General features: G+C 56.4%; 16 protein-coding genes. 6 read left to right on the forward strand and 10 right to left on the reverse strand.

Annotated elements, in window-relative coordinates; genetic code table 11:
• Window positions 1–156: 156 nt before the first annotated feature.
• On the forward strand, window positions 157–1,281 hold the full coding sequence (locus AC0L6S_RS09835; RefSeq protein ID WP_473428308.1) for an NAD(P)H-dependent flavin oxidoreductase: 1,125 nt from the start codon (window positions 157–159) through the stop codon (window positions 1,279–1,281).
• Between the two features lie 26 nt (window positions 1,282–1,307).
• Here AC0L6S_RS09835 and AC0L6S_RS09840 read toward each other — a convergent pair whose 3' ends face one another.
• On the reverse strand, window positions 1,308–1,511 hold the full coding sequence (locus AC0L6S_RS09840) for a hypothetical protein (protein ID WP_473428309.1): 204 nt from the start codon (window positions 1,509–1,511) through the stop codon (window positions 1,308–1,310).
• 189 nt (window positions 1,512–1,700) lie between these two features.
• Here AC0L6S_RS09840 and AC0L6S_RS09845 point away from each other — a divergent pair, with 189 nt between their 5' ends.
• The 3 genes from AC0L6S_RS09845 (at window position 1,701) to AC0L6S_RS09855 (ending at window position 4,183) form a co-directional block, all read left to right on the forward strand.
• Window positions 1,701–2,630, forward strand: a complete 930-nt coding sequence (locus AC0L6S_RS09845) for an alpha/beta hydrolase (RefSeq protein WP_473428310.1) — start codon at window positions 1,701–1,703, stop codon at window positions 2,628–2,630.
• Between the two features lie 121 nt (window positions 2,631–2,751).
• Complete coding sequence (locus tag AC0L6S_RS09850; RefSeq protein WP_473428311.1) at window positions 2,752–3,339, forward strand: GNAT family N-acetyltransferase; 588 nt, start codon at window positions 2,752–2,754, stop codon at window positions 3,337–3,339.
• A 247-nt stretch (window positions 3,340–3,586) separates the two neighbouring features.
• Window positions 3,587–4,183 (forward strand): PEP-CTERM sorting domain-containing protein, encoded by a 597-nt coding sequence (locus tag AC0L6S_RS09855; RefSeq protein ID WP_473428312.1) that lies wholly within the window; start codon window positions 3,587–3,589, stop codon window positions 4,181–4,183.
• A 194-nt stretch (window positions 4,184–4,377) separates the two neighbouring features.
• Here the strand turns inward: AC0L6S_RS09855 and AC0L6S_RS09860 are convergent, their stop codons facing one another.
• Window positions 4,378–5,550, reverse strand: a complete 1,173-nt coding sequence (locus AC0L6S_RS09860; protein WP_473428313.1) for a hypothetical protein — start codon at window positions 5,548–5,550, stop codon at window positions 4,378–4,380.
• A gap of 137 nt (window positions 5,551–5,687) precedes the next feature.
• On the opposite strand from AC0L6S_RS09860, the gene AC0L6S_RS09865 reads away from it, so the two are divergent.
• Together AC0L6S_RS09865 and nhaR are read left to right on the forward strand one after the other, a co-directional pair.
• A complete protein-coding gene (locus tag AC0L6S_RS09865) occupies window positions 5,688–6,947 on the forward strand; it encodes an amidohydrolase family protein (RefSeq protein WP_473428314.1) in 1,260 nt (419 codons plus the stop codon).
• Window positions 6,948–6,964: 17 nt separating this feature from the next.
• On the forward strand, window positions 6,965–7,867 hold the full coding sequence (nhaR, locus tag AC0L6S_RS09870; RefSeq protein ID WP_473428315.1) for a transcriptional activator NhaR: 903 nt from the start codon (window positions 6,965–6,967) through the stop codon (window positions 7,865–7,867).
• Between the two features lie 12 nt (window positions 7,868–7,879).
• Here nhaR and AC0L6S_RS09875 read toward each other — a convergent pair whose 3' ends face one another.
• The 8 genes from AC0L6S_RS09875 to AC0L6S_RS09910 all read right to left on the reverse strand — a co-directional run bounded on the left by AC0L6S_RS09875 (window position 7,880) and on the right by AC0L6S_RS09910 (window position 15,166).
• Complete coding sequence (locus AC0L6S_RS09875; protein WP_473428316.1) at window positions 7,880–8,176, reverse strand: P-II family nitrogen regulator; 297 nt, start codon at window positions 8,174–8,176, stop codon at window positions 7,880–7,882.
• Window positions 8,173–9,171: a sodium-dependent bicarbonate transport family permease gene (locus tag AC0L6S_RS09880; RefSeq protein WP_473428317.1), complete on the reverse strand. Its 999-nt coding sequence runs from the start codon at window positions 9,169–9,171 to the stop codon at window positions 8,173–8,175. The genes AC0L6S_RS09875 and AC0L6S_RS09880 overlap by 4 nt, the downstream gene beginning before the upstream one ends.
• Entirely contained in the window at window positions 9,168–9,665 is a 498-nt protein-coding gene (gene purE, locus AC0L6S_RS09885) for a 5-(carboxyamino)imidazole ribonucleotide mutase (RefSeq protein WP_473428318.1), read from the reverse strand. The genes AC0L6S_RS09880 and purE overlap by 4 nt, the downstream gene beginning before the upstream one ends.
• Window positions 9,662–10,813, reverse strand: coding sequence for a 5-(carboxyamino)imidazole ribonucleotide synthase (locus AC0L6S_RS09890; RefSeq protein ID WP_473428579.1), 1,152 nt, complete (start codon window positions 10,811–10,813; stop codon window positions 9,662–9,664). Before AC0L6S_RS09890 ends, purE begins: the two co-directional genes overlap by 4 nt.
• A 232-nt stretch (window positions 10,814–11,045) precedes the next feature.
• The gene (locus tag AC0L6S_RS09895; RefSeq protein WP_473428319.1) at window positions 11,046–13,322 is read right to left on the reverse strand and encodes a TonB-dependent receptor; all 2,277 of its coding nucleotides are present in this window, start codon (window positions 13,320–13,322) and stop codon (window positions 11,046–11,048) included.
• Window positions 13,323–13,459: 137 nt separating this feature from the next.
• Window positions 13,460–13,948 (reverse strand): MaoC/PaaZ C-terminal domain-containing protein, encoded by a 489-nt coding sequence (locus tag AC0L6S_RS09900; RefSeq protein ID WP_473428320.1) that lies wholly within the window; start codon window positions 13,946–13,948, stop codon window positions 13,460–13,462.
• Window positions 13,941–14,960 carry an SDR family NAD(P)-dependent oxidoreductase gene (locus AC0L6S_RS09905; protein ID WP_473428321.1) on the reverse strand — a complete coding sequence of 340 codons (1,020 nt, stop codon included), beginning with the start codon at window positions 14,958–14,960 and terminating at the stop codon, window positions 13,941–13,943. Before AC0L6S_RS09905 ends, AC0L6S_RS09900 begins: the two co-directional genes overlap by 8 nt.
• Window positions 14,957–15,166, reverse strand: coding sequence for a ferredoxin (locus AC0L6S_RS09910; RefSeq protein ID WP_473428322.1), 210 nt, complete (start codon window positions 15,164–15,166; stop codon window positions 14,957–14,959). The genes AC0L6S_RS09905 and AC0L6S_RS09910 overlap by 4 nt, the downstream gene beginning before the upstream one ends.
• Between the last annotated feature and the right edge of the window lie 14 nt (window positions 15,167–15,180).

Genomic DNA, 15,180 nt, shown 5'->3' on the forward strand with positions numbered 1-15,180 from the left:
TACTGTATGAAGGGAACCGCAGCGTGGCACTACTGGGTACCATTAAATTCGGCTAGTTTTCCCGGCCTCTTACATCATTCTTATATCACCATGCTTGGGCTACCGTGCGCACAGTCGATAAGACCTTTTCGGGTAACGCGGACAAGCGAGGGATATATGCAAACTGAATTCTGTAAACAACTGGGTATCGAAGCACCCATTTTCGCTTTCACCCACTGCCGCGACGTCGTCGTGGCGGTGAGCAAGGCCGGGGGGATCGGCGTCCTCGGCGCTGTGGGGTTTTCCCCGGCCAAACTGAAAGAGGAACTCGATTGGATCGATGCCCATATCGGCGATCACATCTATGGCGTGGATACCGCCATTCCTCAGAAATATGAAGGGATGGATAAAACCACCCCGGAAGAACTGGTCGCGATGCTGCAGGATGCGATTCCCCAGCAGCACCGCGATTTTGTCGATAAACTACTGTCTGATGCTGGCGTACCGGAGTGGCCGGACAAGGATGATGAAGTCAGCCTCAGCTTCTCTGCCGTGCAGGCGCAACTGCTGGTGGATGAGGCACTCACGCGCCCCAAATGCCGCATGATCGTCAATGCGCTGGGTACACCGCCCGACGATATCATCAAACAAGTGCATGATTCAGGCCGCCTGATCGGCGCTCTGGCTGGACGACTTAAGCACGGTATCAACCACAAAAATGCGGGGCTGGATTTTGTGGTCTGCCAAGGTTCCGAGGGCGGCGGCCACGCCGGGGAGGTCACCTCGATGATTCTGTGGCCCCAGATGGTCGACGCGGTTGCACCGCTGCCGGTGCTCGCCGCCGGCGGCATCGGCAATGGCCGCCAGATACTGGCCGCGATGAGTATGGGCGTCGCCGGTGTCTGGCTGGGCTCGATGTGGCTGAACTCCGAAGAGGCCAATGCCGAACCCGCACAGCGCGAATCCTACATGGCAGCCACCTCCGAAGACACCGTGCGCTCCCGGTCCTTTACCGGCAAAACGGCACGCATGCTGAAGAATGAGTGGACCGAGGCCTGGGAGAGGGACGATACGCCCGATACGCTTCCCATGCCCCTGCAAGGCTATCTCACTTTCGATGCCGTGCGACGCACACACCGCTACGCGGGCAGCGGTGATTGCCAGAAAGTGGCGTTTAACCCTGTCGGTCAGGTGGTCGGCCAAATCAACACTGTCGAATCCTGTCGCGATATCATGTTCCGGCTGCTGAGTGAGTACAGCGAAGCCCTGGATCACGTCAACGCAATCACGCCCGGGGAATAACAGTTGCATAGGTGGCTCAGCAGGCGCTATCGCCCGGAGTCAAGCCTGCCGCTTTCCTCCAGCGTATCGCAGGGTAAATGCAGTGTGCGATAGTCCTCGTCGCTGATTTCAATGGTGGGCGGAGCACCTCGGTGGCCGTCCGCCTCGTTCGCTTTGCGGAGCGCGCGGCATTCGCTGCCCGCCCTGCGGTTGCTCACGCCGGCACTACGCTTTTCACCGCGCCCGCTCATACGCCCTCCTGTCTGGCTAGTTCATCCGTGTCCATATAGGGCAGACTCTCCCCCGAAACCACAACATTCTGCAGCGATCAAACAATCGCTGGAACACCAATACCGAGCTGCTCGCATTTGACGGGCGCTTGTTTGCCTCTGCGCCATATGGTTACCATGCGTTTTTGCAAGCTTCTGCGGGCCTTCACTGTGAACAAAATTTTGTGGTCGATCGCTACCCTGTTGTGTATCGCACTGGCCTACGTCGTGTTGGTAGCGATTCCGGTGGAAGCCATATACAACACCCAGCGCAGCCCGGTGACAACCACACCTGCAGAAGTGGGTCTCGCATTTGAGGACTTTATCGTCACCCCGCAGGATAGTGACCTGCAACTGGCGGGGTGGTGGATGCCGGCAGACAATGCCGCGGCAACGCTGGTATTCATTCATGGTGGCGGCTCCAATCGGACCAGCAATTATTTCGGTTCGCTGGCGTTCTACCGCGCGATGGTGGACCGGAGTATCTCTGTGGCAGTCGTCGACCTGCGCAACCACGGCGAGTCGGGCGATGATGTCCATGGGCTGCAATTCGGCCGCACAGAGAGATACGATGCCCAAGCCGTTATCGAGTGGGCCAGTAAGAAAAGCCCGAAGCTACCGTTATTTGCAATGGGAATATCGATGGGTGGCGCAACGCTGATACAGGCAGCGTCCCACGGCGCGCAACTCGATGGGCTCATCCTGCTCGACAGCCTGCTGGACACTGCAGACACGTTCAAACAGGGCGCATATGTCGCAACTGGACTGCCACCGGTACTCTTCGCCGCATCGGCCTGGTCGGCCACACAGTTTTATGGCCTGCCCACCGCGGAGGACCAGGCACTGGAGCGGGCCGCAGAGCTGGATATACCTATACTGGCGATCCAGGACCCCGACGATCCGGTGACCCGCGCACACTTAAGTCGCGAGTTGGCCGAACGCAATCCGCATGTCACCCTGTGGGTGGCGCCCGCCATCGATCCGCAGCACCCCGACCTCGCCTGGAAGCATCGTTGGGGTACACACGTTTCCGCCTTTCTGTTTTATCCGGATGAAACCACCGCGCAGATACTGGCGTTCATTGACGCGAATTCACCGTAAGCCTCCTCCCGGAGCTAGTCCCTGCGAGCAATTTGGCGGCAATACAAACACCACACCGTTGCTGCATTTATGCTAAATTGTTGTCGGTATGCGCTAGTGTCAGGAAGCCCTTCTTACTATTATGACTTTCACCCCTGTAGACACCACCAATTCCGAGGAGGCCACGCGCATCATCGCGGAGGCCTTCGCAGATGACCCGGTTATCAACTGGACTTGCAACCACCCAGCGACCGTGCTGCCGTTCTTCGAGATAACGCTTCCTGTATTCTTTCCCCACCAACTCAGTTACCTGGACCCACAGGGACGCGGTGCAGCCGTCTGGCTGGGGCCAGACCAGGCATTGAAGTGGCCGGTTAAACTCTCCAGTGTGCGTAAAATATTGAAACTCGGTGGTCTAACCGGCGTCTACCGCATGCTGCGCAGTGGCGCAAAAACCGAAAAGTACCACCCCGAAATCCCCCACTACTACCTGTTCGCGATCGGCGTTACACCGGGCAATAAAGGCAAGGGCATTGGCTCAGCGTTGATCGCCCATATTCTGAAGCAGTGCGATACCGAGGGCATGCCCGCCTATCTGGAAAACTCCAAAGAGGAGAACCTCGCATTCTATGAAGGCCACGGGTTCAAGGTGCAACGAAAGATACAGTTTGCGGCATCCGCGCCTCCGGTATGGCTAATGTGGCGGGAACCCAGGGCCATCAACCCATAGGCACAACTAGCGGAGTTCGCGGGCCTGGACTACTCTTCTTCCTGAGTTCGCTGTCCAGGACACACCGAAACGAGTCACATCCAGGCGTCAAGTATTTTTACACTTGCGGGTTTTAGCTTAAAACAGAAATTATTAAGCTATTGATATTATTGTGTATTTTATTGTTGGCACGGTGATTGCTTTTACTTAGCAAACGGAGGTTTTCCGTTTCGTGTATGAGATTACACATATTATGAGGAGAACGACCTTGAAAACGAAATTTGCAGGATTATCAGCAGCGGCACTATTGGCAGCCAGCTTGTCGGCGCCCGCCAGTGCGGCATTCATCAGCGGCAGTATCTCTTTCTCTGATGGCCTGGATACCCTTGGCAATATCGTCAGCGATCTGACGACTTTTGACATCGGTGCCCCCACTATCGCTAGTGGCGCCACTGGAGACTTCGGCGGTACTGCGGGCGTAACAGCTACCACGGATATCGACACGCTTGCCCCGGGTGGTGTGATCTATAGCGTTGGCGGTTTCAGCTTCACGCTGGACGGCGTCTCAAACATTGTCAGCAGCCCAATCGCTTGTAACGGCGGACTCTGCACCGACTCCAAAACGTTCACTATTAGCGGTACGGTGACTGGCGCCGGTTTCGATCCCACAGCCTTCCTGGGTAACTTCACGGCCAATGGTTCGTGTCAAGGTTCTGGCGGCGCGTGTACAGGCAACCAATCAGGCAGCTGGTCTTCCTCGATTGTTGCACTGGAACGCCCTTCCGAAACTCCGGTTCCCGCCACTCTGGCGCTGATCGGCCTTGGACTGGCAGGCCTCGGCTGGACTCGACGCGCCAAAGCGTAGTCAAAAGCCCTCTCTCCCAAATCCAGCCCGCTCTGCGGGCTGGATTTTTCGTATCTATACCCGCAAAAAAACTGCGTTTTCCGCCATCGAATATCCGCCACAACTTGCCCTAAGAAATTACGGCTAGCCAAAAATCTTCGGCCCATAGCAACGCGTATCCAGCGGCCAGCCAGGGCGAAGGGTGAATAGCCGCGTCAGCAATTGGTGGATCGATTAAACGGCCAAATATTGGGCAGCAATACCGCGACGACGCGCATTTCAAGTGACTTTCTCACCACACTATCCATCGCCTCGGCGGCGCGTGCCAGCCAGACATCCACCACAGGTTGACCGATTTTATCCACCGGCGCGGATGCGACCAGCCCCGCCATAGACTCAATCGCCTGCCGCAACGGTGCAGTGGCCACAGCGGACAAGTCGAGCGCGGCATTGAAGGGACGCGCAGCAGGTTCCCCCACCGCCAGTTTTTCACGCAATAACTGCAATTGCCGATAGTAGTGTTCGGCGACCTCCTCCCCGGGAAGAATGAAGGAACCGTGCGGTTCTCCCAGAGTATCAAAGACATAGGCCTGATCGTGCGCCATATGGGAATGGAAATACCACTGTTGGGCGTCGTCGTGAAGAAATGCCCAGATATCGTTCTGGGTCATATCTTCGGTTCGGTCCAGAAAGGCATCAGTCGGCAGTGCATAGCGCAGCTGGTGATCCCGTGGTTTCAGGGTTCTCCTATCCATTAGCGTCAGTGGGCGCGTCACCTGTTGCAGCGGTATCCATAGGTTCACCAATACCAGCGGCGACAAGCGGTTACTGCCGCCGGGGGTCCGGTGGCGGAACATCCACGGTGCGAAACCTCGCATCATCTGCTTTAGCGGAGTACCGCGCACATCCTGATCTCCGTGAATGGCCAGGGCTGCGTCGTGGCCATTCATCTCGCCCATCTCGATATCCGGGTCAACCTTCAGCCCGTTGGGACCGCCCTTGCGCATGATCAGGCCCTCCGGCGCAACATGCAGCATCTTCAGGCATAGTCCCTTCGACAGGGGGTACACAGAGCCCTTGAGCAGGCGACGCAGGTGTCTGGCCTGCTCGGTGGAGATTTCACCGGCCTGTCGAATTTGCGCCAGCAAGGTTTGTAGTGTGTCACTGCGAGCGAGGTTGATGGGCTGAAACCCCATCTTGCAAAAACTGAGCGCAACCTGCCCGGGTGCAGACCAGTCGCGTACCTGGCAGCGCCGATATTCAAACTGACGGTTAAACGCCTCATCAAGAGGCCGCGTAATAGCTCGCTTCAACCCACGTTTGTCGCCATCCTCGACAACCTCCTCTGCTCTGGTAAAACCCAGGTCGGCATGTATTACAGATTCCATTAGCTACTCCCGCGATAGACACCAGGCCAATACCGACTGCCAGCATGCAATTGATGGCGGCCGTCAGTCAACTTGCTATGTACATCGGCGCTAAATACACTGCGTTGCATTGCATGGATTTCACGGAGATAAAAACAATGTCCAACGTAGTGATAATCAGCTCCGATTGTCATGCCGGCGCACTGCCGGAAGGGTATAAGCCTTATTTGCCAAAGGAACTTCACGCGGCCGCCGATACCTGGTGGTTGCAATATGCGCGAGAAATGATGAAGCGCATGGGCACTTTTTTTGATCAGGAGGCTGCCGAAGATTTCAATAGCCGATCCGGTGACCAGGGGGCCGGGCGCATGGATCCCACGGCCGCGGGCAAAGCGGCCAGAGCGACCGACGCCGAACTCTGGGATTACCTGTGCGACCCCGACAGCATGATCGCTCCCCGGCGCGGTGAATATGAACCTGATGTTCGCCTGCAAGAACTGGAAGCCGACGGCATAGCAGGCGAAATCATCTTTCCCCAGATGGCGCCTTTCGGCGCCGGTCTGATGCAGTACCGCCACGAGGTCACACCAGAACAAAGCCTCGCTGGCAACCGCGCCTACAACCTCTGGCTCGCGGACCTGTGTGCGAAGAACCCCGGCCGCCATGCCGGTGTCGCGATAATCAATGTGGACGATATTCAGGTTGCTGTTAATGAGGTTCGCGATGCCCACAAACGCGGGTTGTTTGGCGGTATACTACTGCCTACAAGTACCGGCCCCAACCCCTTCTATCACGACTACAAGCGCTATGCGCCGCTGTGGAGTGTCTGCGAAGAACTGAATATGCCCATCCACACCCATTCCGGATGGTCACCGGATTATGGTGATGTGCCCTGCGCCACCATGATGTTTATCAGTGAGGTGGATATGTGGGCGCACCGACCCTTCACCGCACTACTGTGGTCCGGTGCGTTCGAGCGCCACCCCAATCTGAAAATGGTGTTCACCGAAACAGGTTGTGGCTGGATTCTCGAAACCCTGCGGGTGCTGAAATTCAAGATCGACAATCCGATCTTTGCGCATTTCATGAAGGACCTGTCGCTGACACCAGAAGAGTACTTTCAGCGGAACTGTTATATTGGCGCGTCCTTTCTAGCGCCGCATGAGATCGGCAGCCGCCACGCCATCGGTGTCGACAAACTGATGTGGGGCTCAGACTATCCCCATATGGAGGGCACCTGGCCCAATACCATGCACAAGCTGCGCGAGACATTCCATGATGTGGACGAGGGAGAAATCCGCAGCATACTCGGAGAACGCGCCATCGATGTCTTCGGCTTCGACCGCGAACTAATGCAGCAAGCGGCACAGCGGATCGGACCCAGCATCAGTGAGATTCAACAGCCGGTTGACTCCTGACGACAGCATACCGTCCGATGAGACACCTCAACTATAACCACCTGCTGTACTTCTGGACGGTTGCGCGCGAAGGCAGTATCGCCAAGGCCACGCAAAGTCTGCATTTGACGCCGCAGACTATCAGCGGGCAGTTGAAGTTACTTGAGGAAGCGGTGGGGGAACCCCTGTTTCAGCGTGTGGGGCGAGGGCTGGCCATGACAGAAACCGGGCACATGGTCTACCAGTACGCCGATGAGATCTTTGCGTTGGGCGCGGAGCTGGCCTCCCGCGTAAAAACCGGGCAAGTCATCGCGCCGGCAGTACTCGCAGTGGGCGTGGTGAGTTCCATACCCAAGCTGGTTGCCTCACGGATACTGCAACCGGTATTCAACGCAGAGGTACCCATCCGGCTGGTGTGTATCGAGGGCAGACTGGAAAGACTGCTGGGAGAGTTGGCAGTTCACAAGTTGGACCTTATCCTGTCGGATCGTCCCATCCCCGCCGGCCTGTCGGTGAAGGCCTTCAGTCACGCGTTAGGCGCAAGTGAGATTGCCCTGTTCGCACGCAAGGGCTCTACCCGGTCCTACGAGCGGAATTTCCCGCAATCCCTCGATAACGCTCCTGTGCTACTGCCAACGATGGACAACCCCATCAGGCGCGCTCTCGACGACTGGTTCGACAAGAACAATATCTCTTTGCGGCTGGTCGCTGAATTTGAGGACAGTGCATTGATGAAGGCTTTCGGTGAGGCCGGCAACGGCATATTTCCATCGCCTGTGGCGATCAGCCCGGAGGTGGAGAAAAAGTACCATGCCAGGTGTATTGGGCCTGCGAGTGGCGTTCTGGAGACCTACTATGCTATCTCAGGGGAGAGAAAGCTCAAACACCCGGCCGTGCTGAGAATCATTGAAGCGGCTCGCAAGGAGCTGCAGCCTGCGTGAACGGACCGTATATCAGTGGCGCAGCCACTGCGCATCAGACAGCAGGCAGATGCCCCCACTGCGGCGAATCAGCGGCCTGACAGCCTCCAGCAATTGATCGATGGTCGGCTGATCGTCACAGGCGATCAGCACCAAGCTGTTACTGGACTCTCCCGAAAGTTCATCCGCACGTCGCACACCGCGATCACCTGCACCGCGGACATCGGGAATCAAGGTATAGCCCGGCACGCTCAATTCCTCCAGCACACGTAGGAGTGAAGGCACCATCGGCGTCTCTATAACAATCTCAATGCGTTTACAGGGTTTCATAGCAGCCACTTCACTAGTGCGTGGTAGGTCGGAATACCTATCAGCAGGTTTAACGGGAACGTAATGGCCAGGGACATCGTCAGGTAGCTAGCCGGATTGGCCTCAGGCAGTGCAAGGCGCATGGCCGCCGGCACCGCGATATACGACGCACTCGCGGCCAGCACCACAAAGAGCAGCGCGTTGCCCTCACTCAAGCCGAGCGACCAACCCAGCCCCAGTCCCAGTGAAGCATTCACCACAGGCAACAACAATCCGGCCAGCAGCATCCACTTGACCAGCGCACCGCTTGAGCGACCGTCGCGCGATTCACGCAGGTCGCGAAGCCGCCGTGCAGCAACGATACCCATATCCAGCAGGAACAGACACAGGACACCGAGAAACAGGTCCTTAACCAGTGGTGCAACCTGCTGCATACCTTCAGCGCCGCTGATCCATCCCGCCAGCATGCTGCCCATGATCAGGAACACTGAGCCATTAAAGACAGCCTCCCTGAGCAATTGCTTCCAGGAAAAGGAACCCGCCGAGTCACTCTGCTGCCTGCCAAAATGATTGTACAGCAGGATGCCAACAATGATCGCCGGAGACTCCATTAATGCCATTGCCGCAACCAGGTATCCACTCCACGGGATGCCCTGCATATCCAGATAACCAGCCGCTGTAACAAAGGTGACAGCACTCACCGAGCCATAGGTGGCTGCAATGGCGGCGGCATCGGAGAGAGGGAACAGTCGGCGCAGCAACAAAAACGTGTACACAGGAATCAGCGCCGATAGCGCCATCGCCGACAGGAGTGTCAACAACACCGTGGCGTCCAAGTCCGACTCAGACAGTGCGACGCCACCTTTGAATCCAATAGCAAAGAGCAAATAAAGCGACAGGAACTTAGCGACCTGACCGGGGATTTCGAGATCGGAACGCGCCAGTACAGCGGCACCGCCGAGGAAGAAAAAGAGCAGCGGCGGAGAGCTGAGGTTACTGAGGAATACCGACATCATGGGCTGGTTTCACCGCGCAACCTCGATGACTTTTCCAGCACCTTGTCGCGCAAGCCCGCTTTGTATTCGCGCAGCCGCTCCCGTATCGCAGCATCGCCTGTACCAAGCATCTGGGCGGCCAGTATCGCGGCGTTTACCGCATTGTCGATGGCCACTGTAGCGACTGGCACACCCGCCGGCATTTGCACAATCGACAGCGCGGCATCGATACCCTGTAGTCGCGTCGCACTGATTGGCACTCCGACCACTGGCAGTACACTCAGCGCCGCCACCATACCCGGCAAGTGGGCCGCGCCACCTGCTCCCGCAACGATAACCCGCAGCCCGCGAGATTCCGCGCTGGCGGCATAGTCGTGCAATTTGTCTGGTGTGCGGTGGGCGCTGACAATATCCAGCTCGTAACCAATGTCCAGTTCCTCCAGCATGTCTGCTGCGGGCTGCATTTTTGGCAGATCGGAGTCGCTGCCCATGATAATACCTACTACTGCTGTCATGCTGTCTTTCCTTCCTGATGGAGCCGCAACAGTGAGGCCCGGGCTTGCTTCAGAGCCTCGCCAACGCTGCGGCCGATAGAATTGATGTGCCCCATCTTTCGGCCCGTACGTCCGGGTGTTTTGCCGTACCAATACAGTGTCGAGCCAGAAGCAGGCAGATTCTTCACTGTCGGTCCGGGAGGGCATATACGCCTGAAATGTTCGTGATAAAGAATATTCAACATGGCAGCTGGATAAAGCTGGCTGCTCACAGCCAGCGGCAGCCCCAGCACTGCGCGCGCATGCTGCTCAAACTGGGAGACATTGCAGGCGGCCATCGTCACGTGTCCTGAATTGTGGACGCGAGGAGAGATTTCATTGATCAGAAGCTCTCCCGTACTGGAAAGGAATAATTCAACGGCAAAGACTCCGACCCCCCCCAGCGCATCAATTGCGCGGCGTGCCAGAGCCGTCGCCTCTGCGGATTTTTCAGCATCAATGTCCGCAGGTACAACCACCGTTGATACGGCATTGAACTGCGTTTCAAACTCCATGCTCACAGGCGGGAATACATCCATCACGCCAGAGGGGGAGCGCGCGACAATGACTGCGACTTCCCGACAGTCCGGCATGAAAGGTTCCACCACGCTGGGTATATTCCAGAGCTCCCGCGGTGATGTTAGCGGCGCCAGAATCTGTACGCCCCGACCATCGTAACCACCGCGACTGGCTTTTTGTACGAGTTTATCACCCAGTTTTTCGGTGAGATCTCGCAGAGACAGGTTGTTTCCCGACAGGACTTGAAAAGGTAATGTGGGTAGATTTTGTGATACCAGCCACTCCTTCTGTACACTCTTGTCTTTCAGCGTGAGCAGGGTTTCCACACACGGACGAATCACACAGTGCCCCTCTCCCTCAGCAGCCGCGAGGTGGAGAAGCGTTCCGTCCGGGATTGCTTCCTTGTCGAAAGTCACGACATCACAGCTGGCGATAAACTGGTCAATGACGCCAATATCATCTAAAGAGGCGACGAAACGCCTGTCTGCAAGGAGCAGCGCCGGAGCGTCTCCGGGCTCTGCCAGTATTGAGACATCAGCACCCAAAGCCTGTGCGGCCTCACACAAATACAGTGCGAGTTGCCCACCGCCGACAATCCCCAGCCTTTGCATCACAGCGAACACCCTGCTGCAGCGAGCTGTTGAGCACGAAGATAGATCCGGTGATGCAGATTAAACAATGCCATTGCGCTTCTCCATCGAAATTTCGAGGGACAGCATAAGCATTCTAATCATTCTGACAATTCGATTATAAGTTGCCGACTATTCGTATTTATCGATGTATTGAACCTGCCTCAGGATCTCTGCTCTACCTACGGACAGCGATCATCTCAGCGTCCTATCGTTAAAAGAATTCATACTCCACAGTCAAACCATACGTACGGGGGTCGCCGAAGGTGCCCACCCCATCGGTAAGGCCTAGCAGATCAAATCCACTCTGGCGAATATTGCCGACAAAGTACTCTTCATCCGTGAGGTTTTTGCCCCACAAACGCACCTTGAGTTCACCGTAGCCTGCACCCAACTGGATTTCCGAGACAGACAGCGTTGCACCCAACAAGGTCCGCTTGTCCAGGTAGCCAGTGGGCTCACCAACGCCCGAGTTTGTCTTGCCCTGGTACTGGGCATTGATATTCGCGTTGAACAGGCCAAAACTTAGCTCGCGACGGTAATCCAGTGCGGCTGTCGCGCTGTGCTTCGGCGCCAGTGCCAGATCGTCCGTCAGTTGTTCCGTGCGCTCTGAGACACCGCTGGGCGAGCCGGCATCAAGCCCCAGATAAGTGATGCTCTCGGGACCGAAACTGGAGTTCAGATAGCCGTAACTGAAAGTGCCAGTGAGTGCATCGGTGGCCGCCACTGAAAGATCGAGTTCCAACCCTTTTATATCCGCACTGTCTATATTCACAAAGTCCCGCTCGCCCGGATTATTACCGGTCGCTACGCTCTGCTGGTAGTCACTGTAATCCATGTAGAATATTGCGGCATTCAGCCTCACCCGGCTGTCGGCAAGATCGCCCTTGTAACCTATCTCGTAGGACGTCAGCTCCTCCGGGTCGAACCCCTGCTGGAAGTTCGTCACATTGGTGGAACGCTGGCTGGTACCGCCGGCCTTGTATGCCGTCACCACTTTGGCGTAGACATTGGCGCTCGCATTCAGGTCATAGTCCACCGTGAACCCCGGGTTGAACTTGCTGAAGTCCTGATCATAATTCGCCTGAAAAGCCGGAATCCCGTTGGGCGCGCCACCAAAACCGAACGATACCCGACTATTGTCCCGATAGGCCTTGCGCTTGTCTTTTGAGTAGCGGCCACCCAGCGTGAAATGCCATTTGTCATCCAACTGTGGCGGCGTCCAGGTGATCTGCCCATACGCTGCCAACGACTTGTTCCTGGTGGAGGTATAATCGATCTTCTCCCCCGGCGGGATATTTTCAGAGCCGTTGCTGTTGCCGCTGTTGGTTTCCTTGCCTTCATCCTCGTAGTAAAAAACACCGCTTACCCAGTTGAGCGTGTCGGCCTCACCCAACAACTGAAACTCCTGCGTGAACTGATTGAAGGAGGTATCGGTAATCCCGTTAGTAATCGAGTACAGGCTCTGTAATGAGGCAGTCGGCACCTGGGAGTTCTGCGTAAACGCATTGACGTCACGGTAACCGGTGATGGATTTGAATGTCATCATGTCATTCATCTCCCACGCGTAGTTGAGCGTGTGGGCATGAATCTGCACATCACCCTTTTGCTGCTCATCGAAAGCGGTGGCTTTATCCAGTCGATCCGATGTTGCCTCCAAGGGCTGACCATCGGCATTGACGGCAGGGTTCTCAAAAACGACAAGCGCTGCACCCGGGCCACCGGCGGGATCAAACCCCAGCGCCTGTGACAGGCGCGATGTATCCTTGATGGCGTTTTGCCCATACTGATAGTTCATTTCCTGGGTGTCGCCTATGTTCCAGTGAAAATCGCCGGTAAAGGTTTCTCTGTCCTCAATACCGAAGTCCTCCCCACTACCAAGATTATCGACCCACCCATCGCGGCTGTAGGTGGTGTAGGCCAGCTTTACGGCCGCCACGCCCTCCTTTATCGGCACATTGACCAAACTGGTGGAGCGGAACAGATCGAGATTGCCCACGTTAAACAACTGCTTGAGTCGCAAGCCGTCGGGGTCGGCCTCGCGGGTGATGATATTGATAGCACCACCGGTGGCATTGCGTCCATACAGGGTGCCCTGCGGCCCACGCAATACTTCGATACGCTGTAGATCGGCTGTCTCAAATGCAGTCCCGACTGAAGACCCGATATAAACACCATCCATATACAGGGCCACGGAGGGGTCCTGTGTGATCTGTACATCCCCCTGGCCGACACCGCGAATAAACAACCGCACTGTGGTCGCTGAGCCGGTGAATTCTCCTATCTGCACATTGGGCACCTGGGCGGCGAGATCCTTGATGTCGGAAATACCCAGATTTTCCAGCATCTCCTGATTAAAGGCGACAATGGATATAGGCACATCCTGCAGCGACTCCATGCGCCGCTCAGCAGTGACAAAGACCTCCTCCAAAGCGGGCGCTGCCCAGGAAGCCATCGGAACACTGAGCAGCAGGAGTGAGAGTGTGCGCATTCTTGAACAAGCCGACAGATGTCTCATGTGTAAAACCAACCTATGTAACTGTTGCGTTATTGTTATTCACCGAGCAGCTTGAACTGTTTCGGTTGCCGCTTACATGCACAGGGCTGAGGGCCATCAGTAAAGGCCTGTCAGGTCATTGTTGCCGGCTCCCTGGCCATCAGTGAGGAAGCTTTTATGCTGAAGACCCGCTCATCGTGCTGGTTGATCAAATAGGTATGGTAGATCACGATGCCGCAATCGGGTTTACTGCGTGAGGCTCTCGCCGTGTCGATGATCGAGATACAGCGCAGGGTATCACCGGCATAAACGGGTTTGTGCATACGCATTTCGTCAAAGCCCAGCCCTGCCACCGCCTGCTGCACTACACCACTCTCCCAGCGCTGACTGGTGATACAGAAGATGGAAAAGATATGTGCAGAACAGGCCGTGAGCCCACCAAAGGGCGATGCCTTTGCGGCTGACTCATCGGTATGCCAGGGCTGCGGATCCCACTGGGAAGCAAACGCGATAATCTCCTGCGCACTGACGGTGTAGGTGCCGGCTGCATGCTCGGCACCGACAACATAGTCATCGAAATAGAACGGTTGGCCCTGCTGCGGTTTCAAAGTGTCACTCATGCGCTGCCAATCCCGGGCACAATGCGGGCGCCACATGTCCCGCTCTCACCATCCATGCTATTGCATCGGCAAACGTCTCCTGCGAGGAACGCAAATGCAGTCCCCGCGCGGTCAGCTCTTCGGTATTATTGATATTTGGCCACAGCGTGGCATAGCGCATCGTTTCTGCAGAAATCGGTGAATCCACAGTTTTGAACAGCCGCATAAGATCCATCAATTGACCAACCAGTCGCAGCTTCCAACCCTGAGCGGGAATACGGTGCAACTGACAGCCCGATACGGCCTCTATGGTATCCGCCAATTGCGTCCATGAGCTGTACACGCCTGGCAGCAAAAAGCGGCCAGATCCACCATCAACCAACAGTGAACACACCAGGGCGGCGAGGTCGCGTACGTCGACATACTGAATACCACCGTCGCCGAAGATACGAAAGCCATTCTCCATGCGGTGTTTCAGGGCTTTGAAGGAATCAGAAAAACCGGGGTCGTCTGGGCCAATTACACCACCTGGGTAGACGATGGCGATGGGCGCTCCCTGTGCTTGTAACGCCCGCAGATACCTCTCTGCCAGCACCTTGCTCTGGCCGTAGGGCAGTCTGGATTTTACCGGTGGCGCATCGGCAGTGACCTTGGCCGCATCGGGGTTAAAGATCGCTGTGATACTGGAGATACAGACGATATGTTCAAGGCCCATCTCCAGCGCACTATCCACGATATGCTTCACGCCGTCGACGTTTAACGCAAAGAGCTGCTCCAAAGAACCCGCCTGCATCGGCGTACCCGCTGCAGCATGCACCACACCGTCACATCCTTCGAGCGCGACTCGCACCGAGGCCAGATCAGTCACATCACCCACCACCAGCTCAGGGAAACCCTCACCGAGCGCGTGATAGTAGGCCTGCGCCTTGTCGGCATTGCGCACCAGCAAACGCACCGATTGCCCTGCCGCCATCAATTGTCGACAGACATGGGAGCCGACAAAGCCGGTACCGCCTGTAATCAGGATTTTCACTGATCTTCCAGCACCGTAATAACATTGTTGGGGCAATAGCGCGCCGCCTTCATAACCTTATCCCGCAGCGCCTCGGGCGGGTTCTCCAGCAACACCTTCACCTGCGGATATCCCCCATCCTGATCGACCACATCAAATACCTCCGGGGCCTCGCCAAGGCAGACACTGTGACCTTGGCACAGCGCCAGATCGATTGAAATCTTCATCGGCATACCCTCAG

This window comes from Halioglobus sp. D3-4, from assembly GCF_055809315.1.

What these genes read in the sequence shown, in the direction of transcription:
- AC0L6S_RS09835 (WP_473428308.1), top strand. Translation starts at nt 157, where the DNA reads ATGCAAACTGAATTCTGTAAACAACTGGGTATCGAAGCACCCATTTTC.
- AC0L6S_RS09840 (WP_473428309.1), bottom strand. Translation starts at nt 1,511, where the DNA reads ATGAGCGGGCGCGGTGAAAAGCGTAGTGCCGGCGTGAGCAACCGCAGG.
- AC0L6S_RS09850 (WP_473428311.1), top strand. Translation starts at nt 2,752, where the DNA reads ATGACTTTCACCCCTGTAGACACCACCAATTCCGAGGAGGCCACGCGC.
- AC0L6S_RS09860 (WP_473428313.1), bottom strand. Translation starts at nt 5,550, where the DNA reads ATGGAATCTGTAATACATGCCGACCTGGGTTTTACCAGAGCAGAGGAG.
- AC0L6S_RS09865 (WP_473428314.1), top strand. Translation starts at nt 5,688, where the DNA reads ATGTCCAACGTAGTGATAATCAGCTCCGATTGTCATGCCGGCGCACTG.
- nhaR (WP_473428315.1), top strand. Translation starts at nt 6,965, where the DNA reads ATGAGACACCTCAACTATAACCACCTGCTGTACTTCTGGACGGTTGCG.
- AC0L6S_RS09875 (WP_473428316.1), bottom strand. Translation starts at nt 8,176, where the DNA reads ATGAAACCCTGTAAACGCATTGAGATTGTTATAGAGACGCCGATGGTG.
- AC0L6S_RS09880 (WP_473428317.1), bottom strand. Translation starts at nt 9,171, where the DNA reads ATGATGTCGGTATTCCTCAGTAACCTCAGCTCTCCGCCGCTGCTCTTT.
- purE (WP_473428318.1), bottom strand. Translation starts at nt 9,665, where the DNA reads ATGACAGCAGTAGTAGGTATTATCATGGGCAGCGACTCCGATCTGCCA.
- AC0L6S_RS09890 (WP_473428579.1), bottom strand. Translation starts at nt 10,813, where the DNA reads ATGCAAAGGCTGGGGATTGTCGGCGGTGGGCAACTCGCACTGTATTTG.
- AC0L6S_RS09895 (WP_473428319.1), bottom strand. Translation starts at nt 13,322, where the DNA reads ATGCGCACACTCTCACTCCTGCTGCTCAGTGTTCCGATGGCTTCCTGG.
- AC0L6S_RS09900 (WP_473428320.1), bottom strand. Translation starts at nt 13,948, where the DNA reads ATGAGTGACACTTTGAAACCGCAGCAGGGCCAACCGTTCTATTTCGAT.
- AC0L6S_RS09910 (WP_473428322.1), bottom strand. Translation starts at nt 15,166, where the DNA reads ATGAAGATTTCAATCGATCTGGCGCTGTGCCAAGGTCACAGTGTCTGC.